Annotated in this window: 23 protein-coding genes and 1 other annotated feature; of the genes, 18 read left to right on the top strand and 5 right to left on the bottom strand. The window is 30.2% G+C overall.

Going from position 1 to position 26,195, the window contains the following annotated elements; genetic code table 11:
• Positions 1-10 precede the first annotated feature (10 nt).
• The 6 genes from kdpB to G594_RS0110455 are packed head-to-tail and all read left to right on the top strand — an operon-like array spanning position 11 to position 8,600.
• Positions 11-2,074 (top strand): potassium-transporting ATPase subunit KdpB, encoded by a 2,064-nt coding sequence (gene kdpB, locus G594_RS0110480; protein ID WP_027098537.1) that lies wholly within the window; start codon positions 11-13, stop codon positions 2,072-2,074.
• A 12-nt stretch (positions 2,075-2,086) separates the two neighbouring features.
• A complete protein-coding gene (kdpC, locus tag G594_RS0110475) occupies positions 2,087-2,680 on the top strand; it encodes a potassium-transporting ATPase subunit KdpC (protein ID WP_027098536.1) in 594 nt (197 codons plus the stop codon).
• A gap of 15 nt (positions 2,681-2,695) precedes the next feature.
• Entirely contained in the window at positions 2,696-5,413 is a 2,718-nt protein-coding gene (locus tag G594_RS0110470; protein WP_027098535.1) for a sensor histidine kinase, read from the top strand.
• The gene (locus G594_RS0110465) at positions 5,382-6,074 is read left to right on the top strand and encodes a response regulator (RefSeq protein ID WP_081663676.1); all 693 of its coding nucleotides are present in this window, start codon (positions 5,382-5,384) and stop codon (positions 6,072-6,074) included. Before G594_RS0110470 ends, G594_RS0110465 begins: the two co-directional genes overlap by 32 nt.
• A 20-nt stretch (positions 6,075-6,094) precedes the next feature.
• On the top strand, positions 6,095-7,960 hold the full coding sequence (locus G594_RS18790; protein WP_051195978.1) for a HAMP domain-containing sensor histidine kinase: 1,866 nt from the start codon (positions 6,095-6,097) through the stop codon (positions 7,958-7,960).
• Positions 7,938-8,600: a response regulator gene (locus G594_RS0110455; protein ID WP_027098533.1), complete on the top strand. Its 663-nt coding sequence runs from the start codon at positions 7,938-7,940 to the stop codon at positions 8,598-8,600. The genes G594_RS18790 and G594_RS0110455 overlap by 23 nt, the downstream gene beginning before the upstream one ends.
• Positions 8,601-8,644: 44 nt before the next feature.
• Here G594_RS0110455 and asnS read toward each other — a convergent pair whose 3' ends face one another.
• Positions 8,645-10,039 (bottom strand): asparagine--tRNA ligase, encoded by a 1,395-nt coding sequence (asnS, locus tag G594_RS0110450; RefSeq protein ID WP_027098532.1) that lies wholly within the window; start codon positions 10,037-10,039, stop codon positions 8,645-8,647.
• Positions 10,040-10,102: 63 nt separating this feature from the next.
• Positions 10,103-10,341: a binding site (T-box leader), on the bottom strand.
• A gap of 88 nt (positions 10,342-10,429) precedes the next feature.
• Here asnS and G594_RS18785 point away from each other — a divergent pair.
• The 5 genes from G594_RS18785 (at position 10,430) to G594_RS0110425 (ending at position 15,079) form a co-directional block, all read left to right on the top strand.
• The gene (locus tag G594_RS18785; protein WP_051195977.1) at positions 10,430-10,852 is read left to right on the top strand and encodes a cytochrome b5 domain-containing protein; all 423 of its coding nucleotides are present in this window, start codon (positions 10,430-10,432) and stop codon (positions 10,850-10,852) included.
• A 99-nt stretch (positions 10,853-10,951) separates the two neighbouring features.
• Positions 10,952-11,935, top strand: coding sequence for a DUF4178 domain-containing protein (locus G594_RS0110440; RefSeq protein WP_027098531.1), 984 nt, complete (start codon positions 10,952-10,954; stop codon positions 11,933-11,935).
• A 15-nt stretch (positions 11,936-11,950) separates the two neighbouring features.
• Complete coding sequence (locus tag G594_RS0110435; protein WP_034866442.1) at positions 11,951-13,075, top strand: DUF4178 domain-containing protein; 1,125 nt, start codon at positions 11,951-11,953, stop codon at positions 13,073-13,075.
• 15 nt (positions 13,076-13,090) lie between these two features.
• Positions 13,091-13,513, top strand: coding sequence for a DUF350 domain-containing protein (locus G594_RS0110430; RefSeq protein ID WP_027098529.1), 423 nt, complete (start codon positions 13,091-13,093; stop codon positions 13,511-13,513).
• Between the two features lie 39 nt (positions 13,514-13,552).
• Complete coding sequence (locus G594_RS0110425; protein WP_027098528.1) at positions 13,553-15,079, top strand: polyamine aminopropyltransferase; 1,527 nt, start codon at positions 13,553-13,555, stop codon at positions 15,077-15,079.
• Between the two features lie 72 nt (positions 15,080-15,151).
• Here G594_RS0110425 and G594_RS0110420 read toward each other — a convergent pair whose 3' ends face one another.
• Complete coding sequence (locus G594_RS0110420) at positions 15,152-15,850, bottom strand: metallophosphoesterase family protein (protein ID WP_027098527.1); 699 nt, start codon at positions 15,848-15,850, stop codon at positions 15,152-15,154.
• Positions 15,851-15,965: 115 nt separating this feature from the next.
• Here G594_RS0110420 and G594_RS0110415 point away from each other — a divergent pair, with 115 nt between their 5' ends.
• The 4 genes from G594_RS0110415 (at position 15,966) to G594_RS0110400 (ending at position 19,149) form a co-directional block, all read left to right on the top strand.
• Positions 15,966-17,048 (top strand): M24 family metallopeptidase, encoded by a 1,083-nt coding sequence (locus tag G594_RS0110415; RefSeq protein WP_027098526.1) that lies wholly within the window; start codon positions 15,966-15,968, stop codon positions 17,046-17,048.
• Between the two features lie 123 nt (positions 17,049-17,171).
• A complete protein-coding gene (locus G594_RS0110410; protein ID WP_027098525.1) occupies positions 17,172-17,540 on the top strand; it encodes a GntR family transcriptional regulator in 369 nt (122 codons plus the stop codon).
• On the top strand, positions 17,533-18,405 hold the full coding sequence (locus G594_RS0110405; protein ID WP_027098524.1) for an ATP-binding cassette domain-containing protein: 873 nt from the start codon (positions 17,533-17,535) through the stop codon (positions 18,403-18,405). Before G594_RS0110410 ends, G594_RS0110405 begins: the two co-directional genes overlap by 8 nt.
• Positions 18,406-19,149, top strand: coding sequence for a hypothetical protein (locus G594_RS0110400; RefSeq protein WP_027098523.1), 744 nt, complete (start codon positions 18,406-18,408; stop codon positions 19,147-19,149).
• A gap of 161 nt (positions 19,150-19,310) precedes the next feature.
• On the opposite strand, the gene G594_RS0110395 is transcribed toward G594_RS0110400, so the two are convergent.
• The 3 genes from G594_RS0110395 to murC all read right to left on the bottom strand — a co-directional run bounded on the left by G594_RS0110395 (position 19,311) and on the right by murC (position 22,982).
• A complete protein-coding gene (locus tag G594_RS0110395; protein WP_027098522.1) occupies positions 19,311-20,531 on the bottom strand; it encodes a NupC/NupG family nucleoside CNT transporter in 1,221 nt (406 codons plus the stop codon).
• Positions 20,532-20,580: 49 nt separating this feature from the next.
• Positions 20,581-21,399 (bottom strand): purine-nucleoside phosphorylase, encoded by an 819-nt coding sequence (locus tag G594_RS0110390; RefSeq protein ID WP_027098521.1) that lies wholly within the window; start codon positions 21,397-21,399, stop codon positions 20,581-20,583.
• Positions 21,400-21,605: 206 nt separating this feature from the next.
• Positions 21,606-22,982 carry a UDP-N-acetylmuramate--L-alanine ligase gene (gene murC / locus G594_RS0110385; RefSeq protein WP_027098520.1) on the bottom strand — a complete coding sequence of 459 codons (1,377 nt, stop codon included), beginning with the start codon at positions 22,980-22,982 and terminating at the stop codon, positions 21,606-21,608.
• 204 nt (positions 22,983-23,186) lie between these two features.
• Here murC and purR point away from each other — a divergent pair, with 204 nt between their 5' ends.
• From purR to glmU, 3 genes are all read left to right on the top strand, one after another.
• Positions 23,187-24,002, top strand: coding sequence for a pur operon repressor (gene purR, locus G594_RS0110380; protein ID WP_027098519.1), 816 nt, complete (start codon positions 23,187-23,189; stop codon positions 24,000-24,002).
• Positions 24,003-24,128: 126 nt separating this feature from the next.
• Positions 24,129-24,416 carry a septation regulator SpoVG gene (spoVG, locus tag G594_RS0110375; protein WP_027098518.1) on the top strand — a complete coding sequence of 96 codons (288 nt, stop codon included), beginning with the start codon at positions 24,129-24,131 and terminating at the stop codon, positions 24,414-24,416.
• A 370-nt stretch (positions 24,417-24,786) separates the two neighbouring features.
• A complete protein-coding gene (glmU, locus tag G594_RS0110370; RefSeq protein WP_027098517.1) occupies positions 24,787-26,154 on the top strand; it encodes a bifunctional UDP-N-acetylglucosamine diphosphorylase/glucosamine-1-phosphate N-acetyltransferase GlmU in 1,368 nt (455 codons plus the stop codon).
• The last annotated feature ends 41 nt before the right edge of the window (positions 26,155-26,195 follow it).

Genomic DNA, 26,195 nt, shown 5'->3' with positions numbered 1-26,195 from the left:
GGAGTAAGAGATGAAGAAAGAAAAATTCCTAGTTAATAAAAGTATGATGAAAAGAGCTATTAAGGATTCATTTATTAAGTTAAATCCTAAAGTTCAAATTCAAAATCCAGTAATGTTTATAGTTTATATAGCTTCAATACTATCATCAATATTATATACTATATCTCTATTTGGAATAAAAGATAATTCGCCTAGTTTTATATTAGGAATTGCAATATTACTTTGGTTTACTGTTATCTTTGCTAACTTTGCAGAAGCTATTGCAGAAGGTAGGGGGAAAGCTCAAGCAGATTCCTTACGTGCTTCAAAAAAGGATGTTGTAGCTAGTAAGATAGATTCTGTTACTGATAAATCTAAAGTTACTAAAGTTAATTCATCAGAATTAAGAAAAGGTGATTTAATTATTGTTCATGCTGGAGAACAAATCCCAGCAGATGGTGATGTTATAGAAGGAGCAGCATCAGTAGATGAAAGTGCAATTACAGGTGAATCTGCACCAGTAATTCGTGAAAGTGGAGGGGATAGAAGTGCAGTAACTGGCGGTACAACTGTTACATCAGATTGGATTGTTATTAAGGTTAGTAATGATCCAGGTGAAGGTTTTATGGATAAAATGATAGCTATGGTAGAAGGCGCGGCTAGAAAGAAAACTCCTAATGAAATAGCTCTTCAAATATTACTTGTTGCATTAACAATTATATTTTTAACTGTAACTGTTTCGTTATATTCTTATTCAAAGTTCTCCTTTCTTCAAGCAGGTGTAGAAAATAATACTTCTGTAACAGTGTTACTAGCATTATTAGTATGTTTAGCGCCAACAACAATAGGGGCATTGCTATCAGCTATAGGTATTGCAGGAATGAGTAGACTAAATCAAGCGAATGTTTTAGCTATGAGTGGTAGAGCAATAGAGGCTGCTGGAGATGTTGATATTTTAATGTTAGATAAGACAGGAACTATTACATTAGGGAATAGGCAAGCTAGTGAGTTTGTACCGGTTGATGGTATTGATAAAAGAGAATTAGCTGATGCAGCTCAATTAGCATCATTAGCAGATGAAACACCAGAAGGAAGAAGTATAGTTATATTAGCCAAAGAAAAGTTTGGAATTAGAGAACGTAATATGACTGAATTAAAAGCTACATTCATACCATTTACAGCTAAAACAAGAATGAGTGGAGTAGATTTCTCTGGAAATGAAGTAAGAAAAGGTGCTGCAGATGCAATTAAGAGATATGTAGAAGAAAAAGGCGGCTCCTTCTCTAAGGAATGTGATGAAGAAGTAAGAAAAATAGCTAATGTTGGAGGTACTCCATTAGTTGTAGCTAAAAATGGTAGGGTATTAGGAATAGTACATTTAAAAGATATAGTTAAGAAGGGGGTTAAAGAAAAGTTTGCAGATTTAAGAAAAATGGGAATTAAAACAATAATGATTACAGGTGATAACCCTCTTACAGCGGCAGCAATAGCAGCTGAGGCAGGAGTTGATGATTTTTTAGCTGAAGCTACTCCAGAAGGAAAACTTAATATGATTAAAGATTTCCAAAAGCAAGGTCATTTAGTTGCCATGACTGGTGATGGAACAAATGATGCACCAGCATTAGCGCAAGCTGATGTGGCAGTTGCTATGAATACTGGTACTCAAGCTGCTAAAGAAGCAGGAAATATGGTGGATTTGGATTCATCTCCAACTAAGTTAATTGATATTGTTCGTATAGGTAAGCAGTTGCTTATGACTAGAGGTGCTCTTACTACTTTTAGTATTGCAAATGATATTGCTAAATACTTTGCAATAATACCACCATTATTTATTGGACTTTATCCTCAATTAGATAAATTAAACATAATGAGATTAGCAAGTCCAGAAAGTGCAATCTTCTCTGCTGTTATATATAATGCTTTAATTATAGTAGCCTTAATACCTCTTGCATTAAAGGGGGTTAAATATAGAGAAGTTCCAGCGAGTAAGCTTTTATCAAGAAATTTATTAGTTTATGGAATTGGAGGAATTATAGCTCCATTTATTGCAATTAAGATTATTGATGTAATTATTACAGCTCTTGGAATAGTATAGGAGGTAGTTATAATGAAGGTAGCAAAAAAGGCTTTTATTTGCATAATAGTTTTTACGGTACTTTGTGGGTTAGTATATCCTTTAGTAATGACAGGAATATCACAAGTATTATTTAAAGAGAAAGCAAATGGTAGTATTATAGAAATTGATGGCAAGAAGTATGGCAGTATTTTGTTAGCACAACAATTTACAGGTGATGAATATTTGTGGGGGCGTATAATGAATATTGATACAGAAACTTTTACTGATGATGAGGGAAACGCTTTAATGTATGCAACTCCATCAAATTTAAGTCCAGCAAGTGAAGAATATGAAGCGCTTGTAAAAGAAAGGGTTGAAAGGATTAGAAAGGCTAATCCAACTGTGAAAGAGGAGGCTATTCCTGTTGATTTAGTAACATGTTCAGGTAGTGGATTAGATCCTCATATATCAGTTGCTGCCGCTCAGTATCAAGTTGAGAGAATAGCTAAAGCACGTAACCTAGATACTCAAGAAGTAAAAAAAATAATTGATAAATATACTAAAGGAAGAATGTTTGGGATATTTGGTGAAGAGGTGGTTAATGTTTTAGAAGTTAATCTTGCTTTAGATGGAATATTAGAATAGAGAGGTATAGATTATATGGGAGAAGTTCGGCCAAATCCTGAAACCTTATTAAGGAAGGTTAATAACTCGGAGCGACAAGATAAAAGAGGAAAGTTAAAAATATTTTTTGGTTATGCAGCAGGTGTTGGAAAGACATATGCGATGCTAGATGCTGCTCATGCAGCTAAAAAATCAGGTATAGATGTAGTTGTTGGGTATGTTGAACCTCATACTAGACCTGAAACATTGGCTTTATTAGAAGGGTTGGAATTACTTCCAACCCTAAAAGTTGATTATAGAAATATAAAGTTGAATGAGTTTGATTTAGATGGAGCATTAAAAAGAAATCCTAAGCTTGTTATTGTTGATGAGTTAGCGCATACAAATGCAGAAGGATTAAGGCATAAAAAAAGATATAGTGATATTGAAGAATTATTGGATGCAGGAATTGATGTTTATACTACAGTTAATGTTCAACATATAGAAAGCCTAAATGATATAGTTGCATCAATTACTCATATAACAGTTAAAGAAAGAGTTCCAGATAGAATATTTAATGAGGCATTTCAGGTAGAACTTATAGATATAGAGCCTTCAGATTTAATAAATAGATTAAATGAAGGAAAAATATATAGTAATATGCAAGCAAAAAGAGCCTTAAATAACTTTTTTACTAGAGAGAATTTAGCTGCCCTTCGTGAGATAGCATTAAGGCAAACAGCAGATAGAGTTAATAAAGAAGTAAGTATAAATAAGGTTTGTGGAGAAAGTGTTTATCATACAAATGAACATATATTAGTATGTTTAAGCTCCTCTCCATCTAATGCAAAAGTTATTAGAACAGCTGCAAGAATGGCAGAAGCTTTTCATGGGAAATTTATAGCTTTGTTTGTAGAAACTACTTATTCAAAAGAGTTAGGTTCAAAGAATATAGAAAGACTTAGAAATAATTTGAAATTAGCAGAAGATTTAGGAGCAGTTATAGAAACTGTTTATGGAGATGATGTTCCTTATCAAGTTGCAGAATTTTCGAAAGTAAGTGGAGTATCAAAAATTATTATTGGGAGAAGTGAAAGAAGAAGAAATATATTTGCAAGTAAAATTGGAGTTGTAGATAGGCTTATAGAATTAGCTCCGGATATAGATATATACGTCATTCCAGATAAAGAATCACGTTTATATAATCCAAAAAGAAAATATATAAAGCAGATAGAATTATCAGCAATAGATACTTTAAAGACTGTAGTAGTATTAACGTTCTGTGCAATGTTAGGACAGTTGTTTTTTAAAGCAGGGTTTGGAGAAGCCAATATTATTACAATATTTATACTTGGTGTTCTTGTTATTTCTAATCAAACAAGAGGAAGATTTTATGGTGCTGTTTCATCATTTATAGGAGTAATGAGTTTTAACTTTTTATTTACAGAACCAAGATTTACCTTTAACGCCGATGATCCAGGTTATATAGTTACATTCTTTATAATGCTTATAGCAGCATTTGTTACGAGTACATTAACGAGCAAAGTAAAATCTCAAGCTAATTTATCTGCAATAATAGCATACAGGACTAATGTATTATTGGATTTAAGTAGAGATTTAGAAAGGTGTAATGATATAGATAGTATTATATTATGTGCTCAAGAGAAAATATATAAGTTACTTAAAGAACCAGTAGTTATTTATACAGCAGAGGATGAAAAGATAAGTAAAGTTTATAATTATAAAGATGAAGATGGAATAGAATTAGAAGAAAAGTTTATAGGGGTAGATGAACAAGCTGTTGTTAGTTGGGTAATAAAAAATAAGAGAAGAGCAGGAGCAAATACAGATACTCTTCCAGGAGCAAAGCTAATGTATACGCCCTTAGTTGGAGAGAAAAAAGTAATGGCAGTTGTAGGAATTGTTATTAATACAGAGGAGAGAATAGACAGTGGTGAAAAGTCATTGTTTGCTGCATTATTAAATCAGATATCATTTGCGATAGAAAAGTTTTTATTAAATGAATTACAAAAAAAAGCATTGATGCAAGCAGAAAATGAGAGATTTAGAGCAAATCTTTTAAGGGCGGTATCTCATGATTTGAGAACACCTCTTACAAGTATATCAGGAAGTGCAAATTCGATATTATCTAATAACTTTGATGAAGATACAAAGAGAAAATTAATTTTAGATATATATGATGACTCTTTATGGTTGATTAATTTAGTAGAAAATTTATTGTCAGTATCAAGAATAGATAATGGAAATGTTAATTTACGAACTGAACCTCAACTTGTGGAGGAAATAATAAATGAGGCATTACAACATGTTAATAGAAAGTCAGTTAAATATAAGATTAATGTAAATTTACAAAATGAACTATTAATGGTTAATGTAGATGTTAGATTAATAGTTCAAGTTGTAATAAATATAGTAGATAATGCTATAAAGTATACAGATGAAGGTTCAGAAATAACTATAAATTCATTTGTAAGAGGTAAAAAGGTAGTAATAGAGGTAGCTGATAATGGAAGTGGAATAAGTGAACAAGATAAGAAATGCATATTTGATATGTTCTTTACTGTGAATGGAAACAGAGGAGACAATAGAAGGGGCTTAGGTTTAGGGTTAGCACTGTGTAAATCTATAATAAATGCACATGGAGGAAAAATATATGTTAGAGATAATAAACCGAAAGGAACGATAATGGGGTTCACATTAGATTTAGTGGAGGTAAGGAATAATGAAGACATCAATTTTAGTAGTAGAGGATGATAAGGCAATAAGAAACTTTATTAGTGCTACACTAGAAGTACATTCTTATGATTGCTATACAGCAGAGAATGGAGAGCAAGCTATTTTATTAGCTACATCTAAAAGGCCAGATATAATAATTTTAGATTTAGGATTACCTGATATTGATGGAGGAGAGATTATAAAAAAAGTTAGAATGTGGTCAAACTGTCCAATAATTGTGGTAAGTGCTAGAAGCGAAGATAAAGATAAGATTGAAGCTTTAGACTCAGGTGCTGATGATTACCTAACTAAGCCTTTTAGTGTTGATGAACTTTTAGCAAGAATTAGAGTTGCTATAAGAAAAATGAATTATGATAATACAAAAAATAGCGAAAGTACAGAATTTATTAATGGAGGATTAAAAGTAGATTATGTATCAGGATGTGTTTTTGTAGATGGAGAAGAGACTCATCTAACGCCTATAGAATTTAAGCTTATTTGTTTATTGGCTAAAAATGTAGGGAAAGTTCTTACTCATAAATACATATTAAAAGAGATATGGCAAAGTTCATTAGATAGTGATATACCGTCATTAAGAGTTTTTATGGCTACATTAAGAAAGAAAATTGAGAAAGGCAAAAAAACAGGAAGCTATATTCAGACTCATATTGGAGTAGGTTACAGATTAGTAAGACTTTAGGATGAGGAATAAGTTAGATTATGAAAAGTATAAAATCAAAAATATATTTAATTTTAGTTGTGTTTATTTTTTTTACTGTTGGAAATAGCCTTGTATCTATAAATTATTTTAATAAGCTTCAAAAGTCGATAGAGTCAATAATGCTTTCTAATTATGACAGTGTTGTTGCTGCTCAGAGCATGAATGATGCTATAGAAAGGCAAGACAGTATTGAGCTGGCTTTTATCTTTGAAGAGAATTTAAGTCTTGGAAGTGAATATGAATCTAACCATATGAAATTTTTAGAATGGTTTTATAAAGCAAAGGATAATATTACGGAGGATGGAGAGGGGAAAATTATTTCTAATATAGAGAAGCATTATGTAGAATATACAAATAAGGTTAATAAACTAGAAAAGCTAAAAAGTAATGAAGGAAATAATATTACAAGTAGATATTATTATACCGATGTATTACCTTGCTTTGAAATATTGAAAAAAGAATGTAGTAATCTTTTAGAAATAAACCAAAATTCAATGTTAACTAAAAAGTTAGAGTCACAAAGGTTAGCTGATAAAGCTAGTTATTCAACATTGGGAATGTCAATGGTCGTATTACTATTAGGGATGTCTATCATGTGGTATCTGCTAAATAAACTTATTCATCCATTAGAGGATTTAGCAGTAGGAATAAATGAGGTATCAAGGGGGAAATATGAGTATTCTATACCACTTAATAGAGAAAAAGAGGTAAATTATATACTAAATGATTTTAATATAATGGTATCTAAATTAAGAGAGTATGAACAATTAAATATTAATGAGATATTAAGAGAGAAACAAAAAGGTGAAGCAATAATAGAAAGTATAGATTCCCCCCTTATTGTTACTGATGGTAGCAATAAGATTAATATGGTAAATAAATCAGCAGAAAGACTTCTTGACGTTAAAGAAAAAAATATATTTGGTAGACATTTCCTTGAGGGGATAAATAATAGAGATATTTTTAATATAATAAAAAAATCAAGGGAGTCTATTAAAGAATATAAGGGAGTTGAATATATAGAACTTGGGGAAGGGGATTTAAAAAAGTATTTTAAAGTTATATCAAATCCGATATGGTTTAGGAATGAAAAAAATATTGGTACTGTAACAATAATGCAAGATATAACTAAGTTTAAAGAGATAGATAACATGAAATCTGAATTCATATCCACCGTTTCTCACGAATTTAGAACCCCATTAACATCTATAATTATGGCTGTAGAGCTACTTAAAGAAGAAGCCTACGAAGGAGAAGAAGGAAAAAAAGAATTGCTAGATATTATAAGTAATGATAGCGATAGGCTTAATAATCTTGTGAATGATCTTTTGGATTTATCAAAAATGGAATCTGGGAAGATAGTAATGGATATAAAAGAATTTGATATATCAAAAACAATAATTGAAGTAAAGAAATCATTTAAGATGCAATTAGAAGAAAAAAAGGTAGGATTAAATATAGATATAAATGGAGTTAATAAGAATGTAAAAGCTGATGAAAGTAAAGTTTCTTTGGTTTTAGCTAATTTATTAGGTAATGCCTTAAGATACGTTGATAGTAACGGTGAAGGGTTAATAGAGATATCTGTTAAAGAAGTTAATAATACAATGCTTATCTCTGTTAAAGATAATGGAGAGGGTATTGAAGAATGTGATCAGAAAAAGATATTTGATAAGTTTGTGCAAATAAAAAGCAATAATAAAAATAATTCTGGAAGTTCAGGATTAGGTTTAGCTATTTGTAAGGAGATTATAAAGGCAAATAGTGGTGATATATGGGTAGATAGTATTATTGGTGTAGGAAGTACTTTTTATTTTACTCTTAAGCTTGGAGGGGTTATTTATGAAAAAGATATTAATAGTTGATGATGAAAGTAATATTAGATTAGGGCTTAATAAATGCCTTGCAAAGGAAGGGTACTATATAGAAGAAGCTAGTAACGGTGAAGAGGCATTGCAATTAATTTATAATAAAAAATATGATCTTATTTTAATGGATGTACAAATGCCAGAATTAAATGGATTTGATGTGTTAAAAAGAATAAGAAAGTTTGGAAATTCAACTAGAGTTATCATGATGACTGCATTTGGAACAGTTGAAATGGCAGTAGATTCTATGAAGATTGGAGCAGTAGATTTTTTGAGTAAGCCATTTACTATTTCTAAAGTTAGAGATGTTGTAAAAGAAGTATTAGATAAAGATATGAATATTTTAAGAGTAGATAAAGATATCTCAAGATATATAGAAGAAGCTAGAGATGCTATCTTTAACAAGGATTATGATAAAGCTAAATTCTGCTTAAAAGAGGCGTTAGTGAATGACAGTAGTAGTGCAGAAATACAAAATCTTCTTGGAGTTATTGAAGAAAAAACAGGAGATAGGCAATTAGCACAAAAATATTATAGAGCAGCGTTATCTCTAGATCCTACATATGAGCCAGCAGATAATAATTTAAAAAGGACAGCAATGTTTAATAGCTTTAGTTCGAAAGTTGATTTAGGATAATAAAGAAAAGCTAGTAAACAAGCTGTTTACTAGCTTTATTTATATTAGAAATCAGATTGTCCTGTAGTTCTTGGGAATGGTATAACGTCTCTTATATTGCTCATACCAGTGATGTACATGATTAGTCTTTCAAATCCAAGACCAAAACCAGCATGTTTAGTTTCTCCATACTTTCTAAGTTCTAAATACCACCAGTAATCTTCTTCCTTAAGACCTAATTCAGCCATTCTGCTCTTTAATACATCAAGTCTTTCTTCTCTTTGACTTCCTCCAATGATTTCACCTATTCCAGGAACTAAACAGTCAGTTGCTGCAACAGTTTTTCCATCATCATTTAATCTCATATAGAATGCTTTAATGTCTTTTGGATAATCAGTAACGAATACTGGCTTCTTAAAGTATTCTTCAGTTAAATATCTTTCATGTTCAGTTTGAAGGTCTATACCCCATTCTACGTCATATTCAAAAGCTTTACCGCAGCTTTTTAATATTTCAACAGCTTCTGTATAAGTAACTTTACCGAAGTCTGAAGAAACTACATGGTTAAGTCTTTCTAGTAATCCTTTATCAACAAATTGATTGAAGAATGCCATTTCTTCTGGACATTCATCCATAACATACTTGATTACATACTTTAACATATCTTCTGCAAGTTCCATATCATCTTGTAAATCTGCAAAAGCTATTTCAGGTTCTACCATCCAGAATTCAGCAGCATGTCTTGCTGTGTTTGAGTTTTCAGCTCTAAATGTAGGACCAAAAGTATAAACATTTCTAAATGCAAGTGCAAAAGTTTCAGCATTTAATTGTCCTGAAACTGTAAGGTTAGTCTCTTTACCAAAGAAATCTTCCTTAAAGTCTATAGCGCCTTCTTCAGTTTTTGGGATGTTGTGTAAGTCAAGAGTAGTTACTCTAAACATTTCACCTGCACCTTCACAGTCACTACCTGTTAATATTGGAGTGTTAGTGTAAACAAAGCCTTGTTCTTGGAAGAACTTATGAATAGCATAAGCTGCAACTGAACGAACTCTGAATACTGCTGAAAAAGCGTTACTTCTTGGTCTTAAGTGAGCTATTGTTCTTAAATACTCAAAAGTATGTCTTTTCTTTTGTAGTGGGTAATCAGAGTCTGATAAACCTTCAACAATAACTTCCTTTGCATGAATTTCAAATGGTTGCTTAGCTTCAGGAGTTTCAACTAGAGTACCTATAACTGTTATTGATGAACTAATAGGTAACTTAGAAACTTCTTTAAAGTTTTCTAGTTTGTTATCAAAAACTACTTGAATGTTTTTGAAGAATGATCCATCGTTAACTTCTATAAAACCAAAAGCATTTGAAGCTCTTAAAGTTCTAATCCATCCTGAAATTGTAATGTCTTTTGATAAATATTCACTTGTGTTTCTGTAAAGTGATTTTACTAATGTTGATTTGTTCATTTCATACCTCCTGTTAATATTAATAGTTATTTTATCCTAAAAATAAAAAAACTTTCATCCTATTATCAGGACGAAAGTAAAATTCGCGGTACCACCTAATTTGCTATAAATAGCCACCTTAATAGACACTATATAATGTCTTCCAACTGTAACGTGTTGGCTACGTCTAAGTCTACTTGTTATAAAACTTTCGGTTAGAAACTCGGAGATGTTCTTCATCATTAGGCTTCGTATAAGGCTTACACCATCCCTTATTCGCTAAGACTACTTCCTAAGATTACTCTTCTCGTCAAAGTTAATAAAATATAATAAGTAAATTTTACAATACTTTTCTAACAAATGCAACTTATCTATCATACATTATTATAGATTATGATTTTGGAGGAATATATGAACCAAGAAAAATTGTTATTAAAGAAGTTTAATAGACTAAATTACTTAAAGGGGGTATTAGTGTCCAGAAGTGAAGAAGACAGAGAAGCTATAATAGAAGAAATAAAAGATATTATAGATGATATTGAGTTAATTATTAATGATTCTAATGAATCTGAAAATAATGAAGAAGTAACTGGATATAGATCAGGTAAAGAATTTACCTTAGAAGAGCTAGAAGGGTTTGATGGAAAGAATGGTAATAGTGCATATGTAGCTGTGGATGGAACTATATATGATGTTACTGAAAGTTCTTTTTGGAGGAGTGGTAATCATTTTGGAGTGCAAGCGGGAAAGGATTTGACAGAGCAATTCTATTCATGTCATTCCAACAATTTAGAATCTATGAGAGGTATAAAGGTAGTTGGCATACTTAAGTAATAACTAGAGTATAAAAAGAGTAGTGAACAAAGATTAGATTCATTACTCTTTTTTGTATGCTTATTACTCTTTGTGGTAAAATATAGGAGGGTGAGTGAGGTGTTCTTTAGGACTAATTCTAAATTGAAAATTGATGATAATAATTATAGAGTTATTGGGGTAACAACATTTTCTAATATGAATACTAAAGAAAAGTGGGCAGAATATATATTGGAAGATTTAGATAGTAATAAAGTATGTTGGTTAGAAGTAAATGAAGCTTATAAAGAATACATATTATTTCAAAATAGAGAGTTTTTTAGGGGAATTGACTCTAATGAATTATTTAGTAATAATTTTATTTTATATAGTTCAGGAACTGCAGAAATAGTGGTTAATACCGGACTTTCCAATAGGAGTAATGGAGATGAAATAAAGTATAGAAGGTTTGAAAATGAATTTATAGGAAAGGTTATAGAATATAAAGGATGGAATGATGAAGAGGAATATTCAATAGGGGAATTTATAAATGAAAATAGAATAAGTGTACCAACTAGTAGTGTAAAAACAGATTTTGATGGGGTAAAAGATGAAGATGGAATGTATGATAATATATATGAATTAAATGTTGTAGAAAACTCTGATGAAGAAAGATTTAGAAAAACTTCATATTCTATCTTTACTATTTGTCTAGTGCTTATTTTAGTTTTCTTAGGGATTAAGTTTATTGGAGTAATTAAGGGGGAGACCCTTGATAATGTAGTAAGGTTTGATAAAAATTTTACCTACAAAACATCTTTGAGTGATGGTAATAGCTTAGCTAATGTATATAGCTCATCAGAGACATTAGAAAGAACAGAAAATATAATATTAAATAATGCCAGTGTAAGCTATAAAACTAAAGATGTAGAAACTGGTACTATAGTACTTATGGATGATAAAGAACTTTGTATTATTTATACTAGTATATTAGGAGAGATATTAATACAGATAAGCAGTAGTGAATATGATGCTAATACTGGAGTTTATGATGCTACTGAAGAGGTGAAAAAAATATATATAAAAAGTTTTAGTTTATATAATTCAAATAAATTGAGTTTTTAGTTTTTGGGGGTAAAAATGAATTTTGATATTAATTCTAAAATAAAGATAGAGGGAATCTTATATTCAGTATTAGGGAAAATATCATTTATAAATTATGCTGATAATTATAAATGGACAGAGTATAAAGTAATGTGTGCTAATACAAAAGAAATAAAGTGGCTAAGTGTTGACGAAACTTATGATGAATATGCACTATATACTCAAAAAAATAGCTCTAGGGGATTTAGTGAGGATGAAATACTGAAAAAAGGATATAAAGAGGCCGACTATGGTACGGCTAAGGTAACTTATGTCGAAGGAGTAAGTGATACACAGGTTGGAGATAATGTAAGTTATAGGGAATTTGAAGATATAACAGAAGAGAAAGTTATTTCTATTGAAGATTGGGAGGGAGATAAGGAGTATTCAACAGGATATTATTTAGATAAAGGTGAGATTACTAGAGAATATACAACAACATATGAAGAAGATAGGTATGCTAATAGTGCAGATTCTTCACATAAATTAAGAAATAATACGTTGTCAATTTTTATAGGTGGAGTTGTAGTTTTATTGATACTTATGTCTTTAGTAGTTTTTTTTACATCAACCAGTGGAAGTGGTTCTAGAAAAATATCAGAATATTTAAAGACAAGTATTAACTATGAATATAGCACTTCTATAACATCAGAAGTTGAAAGTGATGAGAGGGCTGATGTTTATAAGACAAGCTTGACTGTAGACGGTTCATCAAAAGATATAATAGATGGAATAGATGGCGATGTGGAGGATGTTCAGGAGAATCCAGATGACGGTACTGTGGCAATACTAACTAAAGATGAATATTGCTTAGTATATTTTAGTGAATCTAATGAAACATTGGTTCAAGTAAGCTCAAGGTTATATTCTTATACAAGCAGTAATGCTCCATATAGAGCAAGACATAGTTCTGCGTCTTATTATAGAAGATATTATTATTCCAGAGGATACAATACAGATAGGACAAGATATAATAAAAAGACAACAAGTTATGAAAACTATGATGATGGAACAATTAATCCAAATACTAATGATAAATATAAAAATTATTCAGAGAGTGTAAGGCAAAGTAGTACAAGTTCTAGACCTACATCAGGTGGGGGAACAAGTTCAGGAAAGTAAAAAGGGGGATATATAATGCAAGATATTTTAATAACAATTTTTTATTCATGTATAGGTATAGTCTTAATGACATTAGGAACTTTCTTGGTAGATTTAGTAATACCATGTGATTTTCCTGTAGAGATAAAGAAAAGAAATTTAGCAGTAGGATATATTATGGCTGGATCATCTATTGCAGTTGGAATAATATTAAGGGCAGCGGTAATGTCTCCAAGTATATCTAATACGACACAAACATTACTAGAGGGGATAGGAAGTACAGTGTTATATTTCTTTATAGGAATGATATTTTGTATTATTGGGTATTTGTTTATGAAGGTATTCAATAAAAAGTATGATTTAAATAAGGAGATAGGTGAGGGTAATCCTGCTGCAGGAATAATGGTCATGGGAATGTTTATAGGATTAGCATTATTAATTAGTGGAGTAATATATTAAGTGTGATAAAATCACACTTAATATTTGTTGGTGATTTAAATGGAAGAAGATAAGAAATTTAATTATAAGATACTGATGATGACAACATTGATAATATCAGGTTGTTCTATAATATATGAAGTTTTAATTAGTTCAGTAAGTTCATATTTAGTTGGAGATAGCATTAAGCAATTTTCAATAACTATTGGATTATATATGTGTGCAATGGGAGTCGGCTCATATTTATCTAAGTTCATTAGAAAGCACTTGTTTGACTGGTTTGTACTTGTGGAGTTAGGCGTTGGGATATTTGGAGGAATAAGTTCATTGATACTATTTTTATCAAATGTATATATAGAATCTTATGAACTTGTTATGTATATACAAATTATATTAATAGGAACTCTTGTGGGCTTAGAAATACCTTTACTAACTAGAATAATTGAGGATAATGCAAAGAATTTAAGGGTAACATTATCAAGCATATTTAGTTTTGATTATATTGGAGGGTTAATAGGATCTATAGCTTTTCCATTAATTCTTTTACCTAAGTTTGGGTACTTTGCTACAGCATTTTTAACAGGAACATTAAATATAATAATTTCAATTATTATAATTCTTAAGTACAAAAATTATATAAAGAATATTAATTTATTCAAGATAAGTGCTGTATTAGCTTTATTATTAATGCTTTTAGGCACAATCTTTTCTGAGAATATAGCGAATAATATAGAAAGTAAGCTATACAGGGATAAAATAATAATAAAAGAACAAACACCATATCAAAATATAGTAGTTACTAAGCATAAGGACGACTTAAGATTATTTATTAATGGAAATATTCAATTTTCAAGTTCTGATGAATATAGGTATCATGAAAGTTTAGTTCATGTTCCTATGTCAGTGTCAAAAAGTAAGAGTAAAATATTGATTCTTGGCGGTGGGGATGGACTTGCTGTTAGAGAAGTACTTAAATATGAAGATGTTGAAAATATAACACTAGTTGATTTAGATGAAGATATGGTTGAATTATGTAGAAATAATAAGAACATAGTAGATATAAACAAGGGTGCATTAACTAGTAGTAAATTGAATGTTGTATATAATGATGCATTTAAATATCTTCAGGACAGTAATGATTTATTTGATGTAATATTAATAGATCTGCCAGACCCTAATGATGAAAATTTAAATAAGCTTTATACTAATGTTTTTTATAGACTTGTTGGAAGTCATCTAAATGAAGGTGGGATAATATCTGTACAGTCAACTAGTCCATATTATGCTAAAAAAGCTTTTTGGTGTATTAATAAAACATTAGAGGAAGAGGAGTTTTATGTTTTACCATATCATGTTCAAGTACCATCATTTGGTGAGTGGGGATTTCAGCTAGCATCAAGAAATCCTATAGATATAGAGAATATACATGTTGATGTAGAAACTAAATTTTTAAACAATGAAACCGTTGATAAACTTTTTTCTTTTAGTGAAGATGAGAAAGTTGATAAAGACAAACTGTTAAGCAATACACTTTCAAGACCTCAATTGATAGAGTATTACTTAGAAGCAGTTAATAATTGGAGGTAAAAAGTAAGCTATTGCAATTTTGCAATAGCTTACTTTTTAGTGATAGATAGTAAAAAATGTTTAATCCAATTTCTATTCAACGCCTTCTTCAAAACTTCTTACTAAAGCGGAAGGGAAGTTTAACATTTGCATATCTTTTACTATTCTTTTATATTCATAAGAAACGTGTCTTATTTTTCCTTTTATATTACCATCCTTATCGATGTCTAAAATACAATATGTTGAGTCAGGTGATCCTATTTTTGGCTTTCCTACACTACCATCATTAACAAATAATTTATTATTGTATTCTTTTATTGATGGGATATGTGTATGTGCACAAACTAAAACATCTTCTTCTAAAGAATTCATAATATTAATTGTGTTATCTGAATCCTCTAAAAGATATTCATTAATAGAATTGTTACTTCCGTGAACAAACTTTATTCTTTTACCATTAAACTCTAGAGTAATATTTGTAGGAAGATTATCTAGATAATATCTATTTTCTGCTCTTAACTCTTCAACAGTCCAAGGAAGAGAGAAAGAGTTAATTGCTGTATCTCTAATATAAGTGTATGCTCCATCTACTACAGAAGCGTCGTAATTACCTTTTATACATATTATGTTTTTTCTTCTAATCATAGAAACTACTTCATTTGGATGGGGGCCATATCCAACTAAATCTCCAAGACATATAATAGTGTCTACTTTTTGATCATCTAAGTCCTCTAACACTCTCATTAGTGCATAAATGTTTCCGTGTATATCTGATATAATTCCTATCTTCATTTAAATTCCTCCAATACACTTTATATATAAGTAATTATAGCATAAAGAAATAGATATTATAATTAATGTGATGTAATATAAGAATAAAGTAATTAATATTTTAGGAGTGAAACAAATGAAAGAAAATAGAGTAAATAAAGTACTAGAAAAAATGAAAAATGAGGGGTTAAAACAAATTTTAGTTTCAGCACCTCCAGCAATATTTTATTTAACAGGGAAATGGTTTCATCCAGGGGAGAGAATGGTTACGCTTTTATTAAAGACAAATGGAGAACATAAGCTTATAGTTAATAAGTTATTCCCTGTAGAAGAGGAGTTAGGTGTAGATTTAGTTTGGTATGAGGATACAGATAAGCCAGTAGAAATATTAGCGTCATTTTTAGATAAAAGTGAAAGGATTGGGGTAGATAAGAACTGGCCAGCTCATTTCTTAATTTCTTTAATGGATATGAATGCTGCAAGTGGATATGTAAATGCCTCTCCAATTATAGATAGATTAAGAATGATTAAAGATGAAGAAGAAAAAGAGTTAATGTTCATATCTTCTGAAAAAAATGATAGAGTAATTGAAAGGTTAATAAGTGAATTAGAAGAAGGAAAAACTGAAAAGTATTATGCAGAACGTGTAAAAGAACTTTATGAAGAAGAAGGTGTATTTGAATTTTCTTTTTCGCCTATAGTTGCATTTAGTCCTAATGGAGCAGATCCTCATCATGGAACAGATAATACTGCATTGAAAAAAGGTCAAAGTATAGTAATTGATATTGGGGGAGTGTATAAATCTTATTGCTCAGATATGACTAGGACAGTATTCTTTGGGTGTGAACCAAGTGAAGAAGATAGAGAAGTTTATGAAGTGGTTAAAAACGCTAATTTAAATGCAATATCTATGGTTAAGGAGGGAGTAAAATTCTCTGATATAGATAAAGCTGCGAGGGATTATATAGAATCAAAAGGGTATGGAAAGTACTTTACTCATAGAACTGGGCATAGTATAGGAATTGAAGATCATGATTTTGGTGATGTTAGCTCGGTGAACCATGAGGAAGTAAAAGAGGGAATGATTTTTTCTATAGAGCCAGGAATATATATCCCAGGAAGAATAGGCGTAAGAATAGAGGACTTAGTTATGGTTACTAAGGATGGATGCAAGGTTTTAAACTCTGTAACAAAAGATTTATTAGTAATAGAAAAATAAGCTTAAAAGAACTGTGTAAATACAGTTCTTTTATTTTGTGGAAAAAAATTCTTGACGACAAAATTCAGGAGTGCTATAGTTAATTACATAAGTAACTAACTAATTAGGTGGGGAGGTGAAAATATGTTTGAGTTTAATGATGAGTCACCAATTTATATACAAATAGCTAACACAATAGAAGATGGAATTCTAAATGGGATATACGAAGAAGAGGAACAAGTGCCTTCTACAACAGAAATATCTGTGACATATAAAATAAATCCAGCAACTGTAGGAAAGGGATATAACCTGTTAGTTGGGGATAATATTATTTATAAAAAGAGAGGTGTAGGTATGTTTGTTTGTAGTGGGGCAAAAGAAAAGTTAAAGAAAAAAAGAAGAGCAACGTTTTTTGATAATTATGTATCTAAGTTAATAGAAGAAGGAAAAAGGTTGGGAATAACAAGTGATGAGGTAATAGAAATGATAAAAAGGGGGCTAAGTAATGAGTAATATTAAAATATCTGGGTTAGTAAAGACATATGCATCAAATAAGGTTTTAGATAATATATCTTTAGAATTTGAGTCGGGAAAGATTTATGGGCTTTTAGGGAGAAATGGAGCTGGTAAAACAACTCTTTTAAATTGTATAACAAATAGAGTATTTTTAAATTCCGGGGAAATAATTGTAGACGGAGAAAGCGCTATAGAAAATGATGTGGCACTTTCTAAGATATATTTTATGACAGAAAGAGATTTATTACCTACTGAATATAAGATTAAAGATATATTCAAGTGGACAAAAGATTTTTACAAAAACTTTGATATAGACTATGCAAAAAAACTAAGTGAATTATTTGAACTAAATATAGATAAAAAGCTAAGAAGTTTATCTACAGGATATAATTCAATATGTAAGATTATTATAACTTTAGCATCTAATGCAGAAGTGCTTATATTTGATGAGCCAGTTTTAGGTTTGGATGCAAATCACAGAGAATTATTTTACTCAGAATTGTTAAAGGTTTATGAAAAAAATGAAAGTACTATAATCCTTTCAACCCATATAATTGAAGAAATATCTGATCTTATAGAGTATGTAGTTATTATTAAGGATGGAAAGGTATTAAAGTGTAATTCGGTAGAATCATTAATCTCTGAATGTTATGCGGTATCAGGAAAGAGTGATAAGGTTGATGAATATGTAAAAGATAAAAAGATAGTATCAGAAGAGGTTCTTGGCGGATTTAAAAAAGTTACTATAGAGGGCAAGAGAAGTAATGAAGATAGTATGAAAGTTAAGGAGTTAGATTTAGAAATATCAAAAGTTGAGCTTCAAAAGCTATTTGTAAATTTAACAAGTAAGGGGGAAGTGTAGATGGATAAAGCAAAAAAGGTATGTAAATATCAAATAGAAACATTTATTAAACCAACTATAATATATTATTCAATATTTATAGCAGTAGTAGTTGTATTAACTATAGTAGCTAAATATAATGAAGGAAATTTTGTGTCATCAGGTTTAGAATTAAGTACATGGATTTTTATTTTTGTAACAGCTTTAAATTCATTTAAAAGTCCTTTCTACTTTTCACAAGCTAATAATGTTTCTAGAAAAAGTTTTTATTTAGGAACACTTTTTTACTCTGTTGTAGTCTCATTGGTGATTCCTGTGATAGATATTATAATCAATAGAATCTATAATTTATTTGTAGAGTGTCCAATGAACTATGATATGATTTATGGGAAAGTTAGAGATATAGCTTTTTTTGAAGGTGTATCATTTAAGGTTGATAATAGTATTACATCTCTTTTAGGAAATTACTTATTTTTAGTTGGAGTATTATTAGTTATATTTTCTATAGGGTTATTAATTACTACAGTATTGTTTAGACTAAACAATATTGGAAAGTGTATTGCTGGAGGAATTATAGCAACCCTTACAATAACATCAAGTTTTATTTCAGAAAGTTTTTGGGCTAATATAGGAAGTTTATTTTCAAATATATTTGGATATGGAAGTAGAAATGTTTATATTGGAGTAACAACTCTTGTTGTAATATCTTCCTTATGTTTTGCGATTAATTATATTTTACAAAGAAAAGCTGAAGCAACTAAATAAAAATTCAATAACTTACAAATATATAAATATATAAATATATAAATATAACAATAAAAAAATATATGAATATATAAATATATAGGTTATATAGGTGAAAGCAGAGTTGATGAGGTTAGAATAAATAGAAAAGCGAGTATTGTAAAATAATACTCGCTTTTCTATTAGAATAATATTCCTGCTATTGTAGCTGTTAAACAAGTTGCTAATGCACCACCAAGTAATGCTTTAAAACCTAATTTAGCAATCGTTCCTTTTTTGTTTGGTGCCATAGCTCCTATACCACCAATTTGAATTGCAACTGAACTAATGTTGGCAAATCCACAAAGTGCATAAGTCATAATTAAAATTGTTTTCTCTTGTAGTACTCCGCTTGCTGATAGAGCTGAAAGATCAGAGTAAGCAACGAATTCATTAATCATAACTTTTTGGCCTAATAAGCTACCAGCTGCTGATAAATCTCCAGTTGGCACTCCCATTACAAATGCTAGTGGGGAGAAAAGTTTACCTAAAATCCAGTTTAAACTTAATTCAGGGAAACCAAATAATCCACCAACTAAACCAATTAAGTAATTAAATAAAGCAATAAGTGCAACAAAAGCTAATAGCATTGCAGCAACATTAAGAGCTAACATTAAACCATCACTAGCACCATTTGCAGCAGCTTCAACCACATTTGAAGCAGTCTTTTCAACTTCAATATTAGTTATATCCTTTGTTTCAGGTTCTTCAGTTTCTGGAACTAGCATTTTTGCTAAAACAAGTCCAGCTGGTGCAGCCATTATACTAGCAGCTAGAAGGTGACCTGCATTAATTCCCATTGCTACATATCCAGCCATAACACCACCGGCAACAGTTGCCATACCACCAACCATGATAGCCGTCATTTCTGATTTAGTCATAGAGCTTATGTAAGGTCTAACTAATAAAGGTGCTTCTGTTTGCCCTAAGAATATATTACCAACAGCACTAAGTGTTTCTGCTCCTGATGTACCAAGTAATTTACATATTCCCTTAGCTATAAACTTAACTATAGCTTGCATTATTCCTAAGTAATAAAGAATTCCCATTAAAGCTGAGAAGAATATAATTGTTGGCAATACATTTAAAGCAAATATTGAACCAAAAGTAGCTTGATCCGTAAGGTTACCAAATAAGAAGGTAGTACCTTCAGCAGTAAAATCAAGAATTCTTGTTATAAAACCACTAGCAGCTTCAAATACTTTTCTACCAAATGGAACTTTTAATATAATTAAAGCAAATATTATTTGTAGTCCTAATCCCGTAGCTACAAGTCGCCAATTAATTTTTTTCTTATTTTCTGAAAATAAATAAGCTATTCCTAAAATAACGATAACGCCTAAAATTCCAATAAATCTGTCCAATTTAATTTCTCCTTTGTTATACTAAAATTTTATCATTTGTTTGTATTTTTTATAATCTTTCGATTAAAGATGTCATAAGATTTATAAAATTATTTTTTGCCATATTTGAAGTTTCCATAACTTCTTCATGATTTAAAGGTTGATCTAAAATTCCTGCAGCCATATTTGTTAAACAAGATATTCCTATAACATTCATACCAGAATGTTTAGCAATTATAACTTCTGGAACTGTAGACATACCAACAGCATCAGCCCCCATAACTCTAACCATTCTTATTTCTGCAGGAGTTTCATATGTAGGACCACTCATCATTGCATATACTCCTTCTTTAATATCAAGACCTTGAGATGAGGCAACATCCTTTACTAAAGATACTAGATTTTTATTATAAGCTTCTGACATATCAGGGAACCTAACTCCAAATGAATCAAGATTTCTACCTATTAGTGGATTTGAACCAGAAAGATTTATATGATCAGTTATTATCATAAGATCTCCTGGACTAAATGATGTATTTACGGCACCTGCGGCATTAGTAACAACTAATGTTTTAACGCCAAGAAGCTTCATAACTCTTACTGGAAAAGTGACATCAGTCATGCTATATCCTTCATAAAAGTGGAATCTTCCTTGCATAGCAACAACTATTTTCCCTTTAAGTTTACCAATAACTAGACGTCCTGCATGCCCTTCAACAGTTGAAACTGGGAAGTTTGGTAAGCTACTATAATCATAGTATTCAGCGTCTTCAATACTATCAGCCAATGAACCTAATCCAGAGCCTAGTATTAGCCCTATTTCAGGGGTATACTTGCTCTTTTTTTGGATAAATTCTACGGCGGTTTTGATATTGTTTAATAAATCCATAAAAATCACTCCTACTTATATTTTGTTATAAATTATTAATTTTATAAGTCTAATTTTAAATAACTACTATAGCTTATAAAAAAGATGAAGATTTTTCAATGATAAATAAAGGATTTTTATATAAATTATGAGAGGAAAGTTTAGGGTATAACAAAAGACATTATCTAAAATAATAGTATTTTAGATAATGTCTTGATTTTTTTGTTCTATTTTCCTAATATTTTATCTCCAACAATAACTACATCCCCTGCACCTACTGTTAATATAATATCTCCACTTTTTGCTTTTGATTTTAAGATATTAGCTGCTTCTTCATGAGAATGAGCATTGGTACATTTTATTCCTCTAGCTCTTATTGCATCACCTAGTTCATCTGATGAGACTAGACCTGTATCTGCTTCTCTTGCAGCATATATGTCCATTAAAATAAGTTCATCACAATTATCGAAAGCTGTTGTAAATTCATCAAATAAAGTTTTTGTTCTAGTGTATGTGTGTGGTTGGAATACACAATAAACTTTATTATGCTCAACTTTTTGAGCTGTATTTAATGTGGCTTTTATTTCAACTGGATGATGTGCATAGTCATCTATAATTGTTATGCCATTAATTTCACCCTTATATTCGAATCTTTTATGAGCACCCTTGCATTTCTTTAGACCAGATATTATCTTATCAGTTGGAATGTTAAATATTAAACCTGTAGATATAGCTGAAAGGGCATTTAATACATTGTGTTTTCCTGGATTTGATAAGGAAACATTGAATAACTCCTTATCTTTTTCATAAACAGTAAATGTTGCACAACCTTTATTATCATAAGAAATATTTTTAGCAACGATATCTTCATTATCAAAGCCATAGCTTATAGTATTACAGTCTGCTTTATCTAATATAGCCTTTACTCTGTGGTCTCCCCCGTAACCTATTAAGTATCCATCTTTAGGTATTAGATGAGAGAATTTTTCAAATGTTTCTGCGATATGATTTATATCTTTGTAGTAATCTAAGTGGTCTGCATCTATGTTAAGAATTATTCCAACGTATGGGAAGAATTTTAAAAATGAAGCTTTATATTCACATGCTTCAGTAATAAAATAATCACTTTGACCAATTCTATAATTACCGTTAATTACATCTAATTCTCCACCGACTAGTATAGTAGGGTCTAGATTTCCTTCAAGAGTTATATGTGAAATCATAGAGGTACATGTAGTTTTGCCATGAGTACCAGCAACTGCTACATTATATTTATGACCTTTCATTATTAATCCTAAAAATTCTGCCCTATCCATTAATATTAAGTTCTGCTTCTTAGCCTCTATAATTTCAGGATTACTGTCGGGAATTGCTGCTGTATATACTACTAAGTCAACATCAACTAAGTTTTTACTATCATGACCTATGTATATTTGTGCTCCTTTTTTTCTAAGTTTATCAAGAATTGCAGACTCTTTAGAATCAGAACCTGAAACCTTATATCCGTTATTTAATAAAACAGCGGCTAATCCGCTCATACTGATTCCACCAATTCCAATGAAGTGGATTTTCATATGTTTATCTTTTATAAAATCAAATGACAAGTTATCATCCCCTTTTTCTTAGTACATTTATAATTATATACAAATTTTATAAAATGAACACACATTAGGGTAAAAAAATACCATTCTACAAAATTAGTGTTTAAAAGCTATTGATATTGGTAAAGATATGGAATAGAATATGAATATTAGGAGTTGTTTATAATTGGATAATTCGTGTAATTATGAAAAATGTAGGTGATATAAATGGAAAAGTTAAGTAGAAATAGTAGGGTTGTAGCTATTACAAAGTTATTATTAGAAAACCCTAATAAAATCTTAGGATTAAATCAATTTTCGGATTTATTAAATGCAGCAAAATCAACAATAAGTGAAGATATAGTTATAATAAGAGAGTTGTTAGAAAAACTTGAAATGGGAAGAGTTGAAACAATTTCTGGAGCAGCTGGTGGAATAAAATTTATTCCTATTATAGGTTATGAAAAAGGAAACAAATTTGCTTTAGAATTATGTGATTTACTTAAAGATGACGGAAGAGTTATTGCAGGTAACTTTATATATGTTACTGATGTTATGTACAATCCTCAAATTATAGGTAAAGCAGGAGTAATATTATCATCATGTTTCAAAAACATGGACATAGATTACGTAATAACAGTTGAAACAAAGGGGATACCTCTTGCATATGAAGTTGCTAGAAATTTAGGTGTTCAACTTGTTATAGCAAGAAGAGATACTCAAGTTACTGAAGGCCCTACGGTAACTATAAACTATGTATCTGGAACAAGTGGAAGACTACAACAAATGTCCCTATCTAAGAGATCTATGAAGCCATCAAGTAAGTGTATTTTTATTGATGACTTTATGAAGGGTGGAGGAACTGCTCAAGGAATTAAAGACTTGCTAAAGGAATTTGACAGTGAATTAGTTGGAATAGGAGTTCTTATAGATAATAAGCAAGTAGAAAAAAAATTAGTTGATGATTATGTTTCTATTGTAGAACTAAATTCAGTAGATAAATCTTCAATAATAGAAGTACAACCATCAGAAATGTTTTCTTAATAAATCAATGTTTTAGTGGAAATATGATGCAAAACTAAATTTTCTAAATTTATTTTGAATAAAAAGAGGAATTTGGGAGGAAATGGAGAATTATATTACCATTAAGGCAACTGGAGGTGTAGTGCAGTGCAAATCACAGATGTTAGAATCAGAAAGATTACTACTGACGGGAAGATGAAAGCTATAGTTTCCGTTACTTTTGATAATGAATTCGTTGTACACGATATTAAAGTTATTGAAGGTCAAAATGGATTATTTATTGCTATGCCAAGTAGGAAGACACCAGATGGGGAGTTTAAGGATATAGCGCATCCTATAAACACAGACACTAGAGAGAAGATTCAAGGTTCTATATTAGATGCTTATGAAAAAGCGCTTAATGAAGAAACAACTGAAGAATCAGTGAGTGAATAATTTATTTGCTAAAATAAAAGGAAGTAGTACTTCCTTTTATTTTTTTTACTATCTAGGAAGGTAAAAAAATTTAATTTTCTATAAATCAAAGTTATTGTTACATTTTCATATTATAAGATATAAAATAAAGGATAATATTTTTATAATTTCATTACTTTAAGTATGAAGGAGATAGATATTTATTTTTCTGTTACTTGGAGCTTGATATGGAACAGGTAAACCAATAGCCACCCCACCTTTTTTGATTTTATAGAATTATGCAAAAATTTGCGAAAGGTTGAAATGATATAGTTATTCAAATATAATAAAGTAAGTATATATAGTTTACTTAGTTATTTTATATAATAAAAGAAAGTTTTGAGGTGGTATTGTGTATAAATGTGCTCTTATTCTAGCAGCTGGTCAAGGAAAGAGAATTAAATCAGATATTCCAAAGGTATTACACAAAGTTTGTGGAAAAGAAATGGTGAATCATGTTATAGACAACATGAGAAAAGCTTGTATACAAGATGTTAATGTAATTGTAGGAAAAGGTGCAGAGCTAGTAAAAGAAGGCACAAAAAGTAGATGTGTATCTTACTCATTGCAAGAAGAGCAATTAGGAACTGGTCATGCTGTAAAGTGTGCTAAGAGTTTCTTAGAAGGAAAAGATGGTGTGGTTGCGATATTTGCAGGAGATGCACCACTAACTAAGGTAGAAACTATAGAAAAATTAATGAATGAACATATAGAGAAAAACAATTCTGCAACTTTATTATCTGCTTTTGTAGATGACCCTACTGGATACGGTAGAATTATAAGAAATGGAGATGAAGTTGTAAAAATTGTAGAACATAAAGACTGTAACGAAGAAGAGCTAAAGGTTAACGAAATGAATGCAGCAATGTATTGTTTTGATATAAAAGAACTTTTATCCTCATTAGAGAAGCTTTCTAACAATAATTCACAGGGTGAATATTATTTAACTGATGTTATCGGAATACTAAAAGAAGCTGGTAAGAGGGTTGGGGCTGTATTAGCTGATTATGAAGATACTATAGGTGTAAACTCGAGAGATCAATTAGCAGAAGCTGAAGAAATATTAAGAAGCAGAATAAACAATATGCATTTAGAAAATGGTGTAACATTAATAGATCCAAAGACTACTTATATAGGAACAGACGTTGAAATAGGAAAGGATACTATTATATATCCTAATAATATAATTGAAGGAAAAACAGTTATAAAGGAAAACTGTACTATTCTACAAAATTGTAGAATAAAAGATAGTATTATAGAAAGTGGTGTCGAAGTCCAAGCATCAGTAGTATTAGAAAGTAAAATTGGAGAAAATACTACAGTTGGACCATTTGCATATATTAGACCAGAAACTAGTATTGGTAAAAATGCTAGAATAGGTGATTTTGTAGAAATAAAGAAATCGACTATTGGCAATGAAACTAAAGTATCTCATTTAACATACATAGGTGATGCAGAAGTGGGAAGTGGATGCAACTTTGGTTGTGGAACTGTTGTTGTAAATTATGATGGAAAAGAAAAGCATAAAACTGTTATAGGCGATAATAGTTTTATAGGATGTAATACTAATTTAGTATCTCCAGTAAAGGTTGGAGATAATACTTATATAGCTGCAGGCTCAACTATAACTTCTGAAGTAAAAGAAGGAGATCTTGCTATAGCTAGGACTAAGCAAAGAAATATTGAAGGTTGGGTTAAAAAGAGGGGTTTAATAAAATAATATAGATTATACCAAAAACTAAAGAGTACTAATTTTAAGGA

The sequence above is a fragment of the Clostridium paraputrificum AGR2156 genome (genome assembly GCF_000424025.1).
GTDB classification, from domain to species: Bacteria; Bacillota; Clostridia; order Clostridiales; family Clostridiaceae; genus Clostridium; species Clostridium paraputrificum.
The sequence above is the reverse complement of the archived record's forward strand: the minus strand, read 5'-3'. Positions and strand labels throughout refer to the sequence as shown.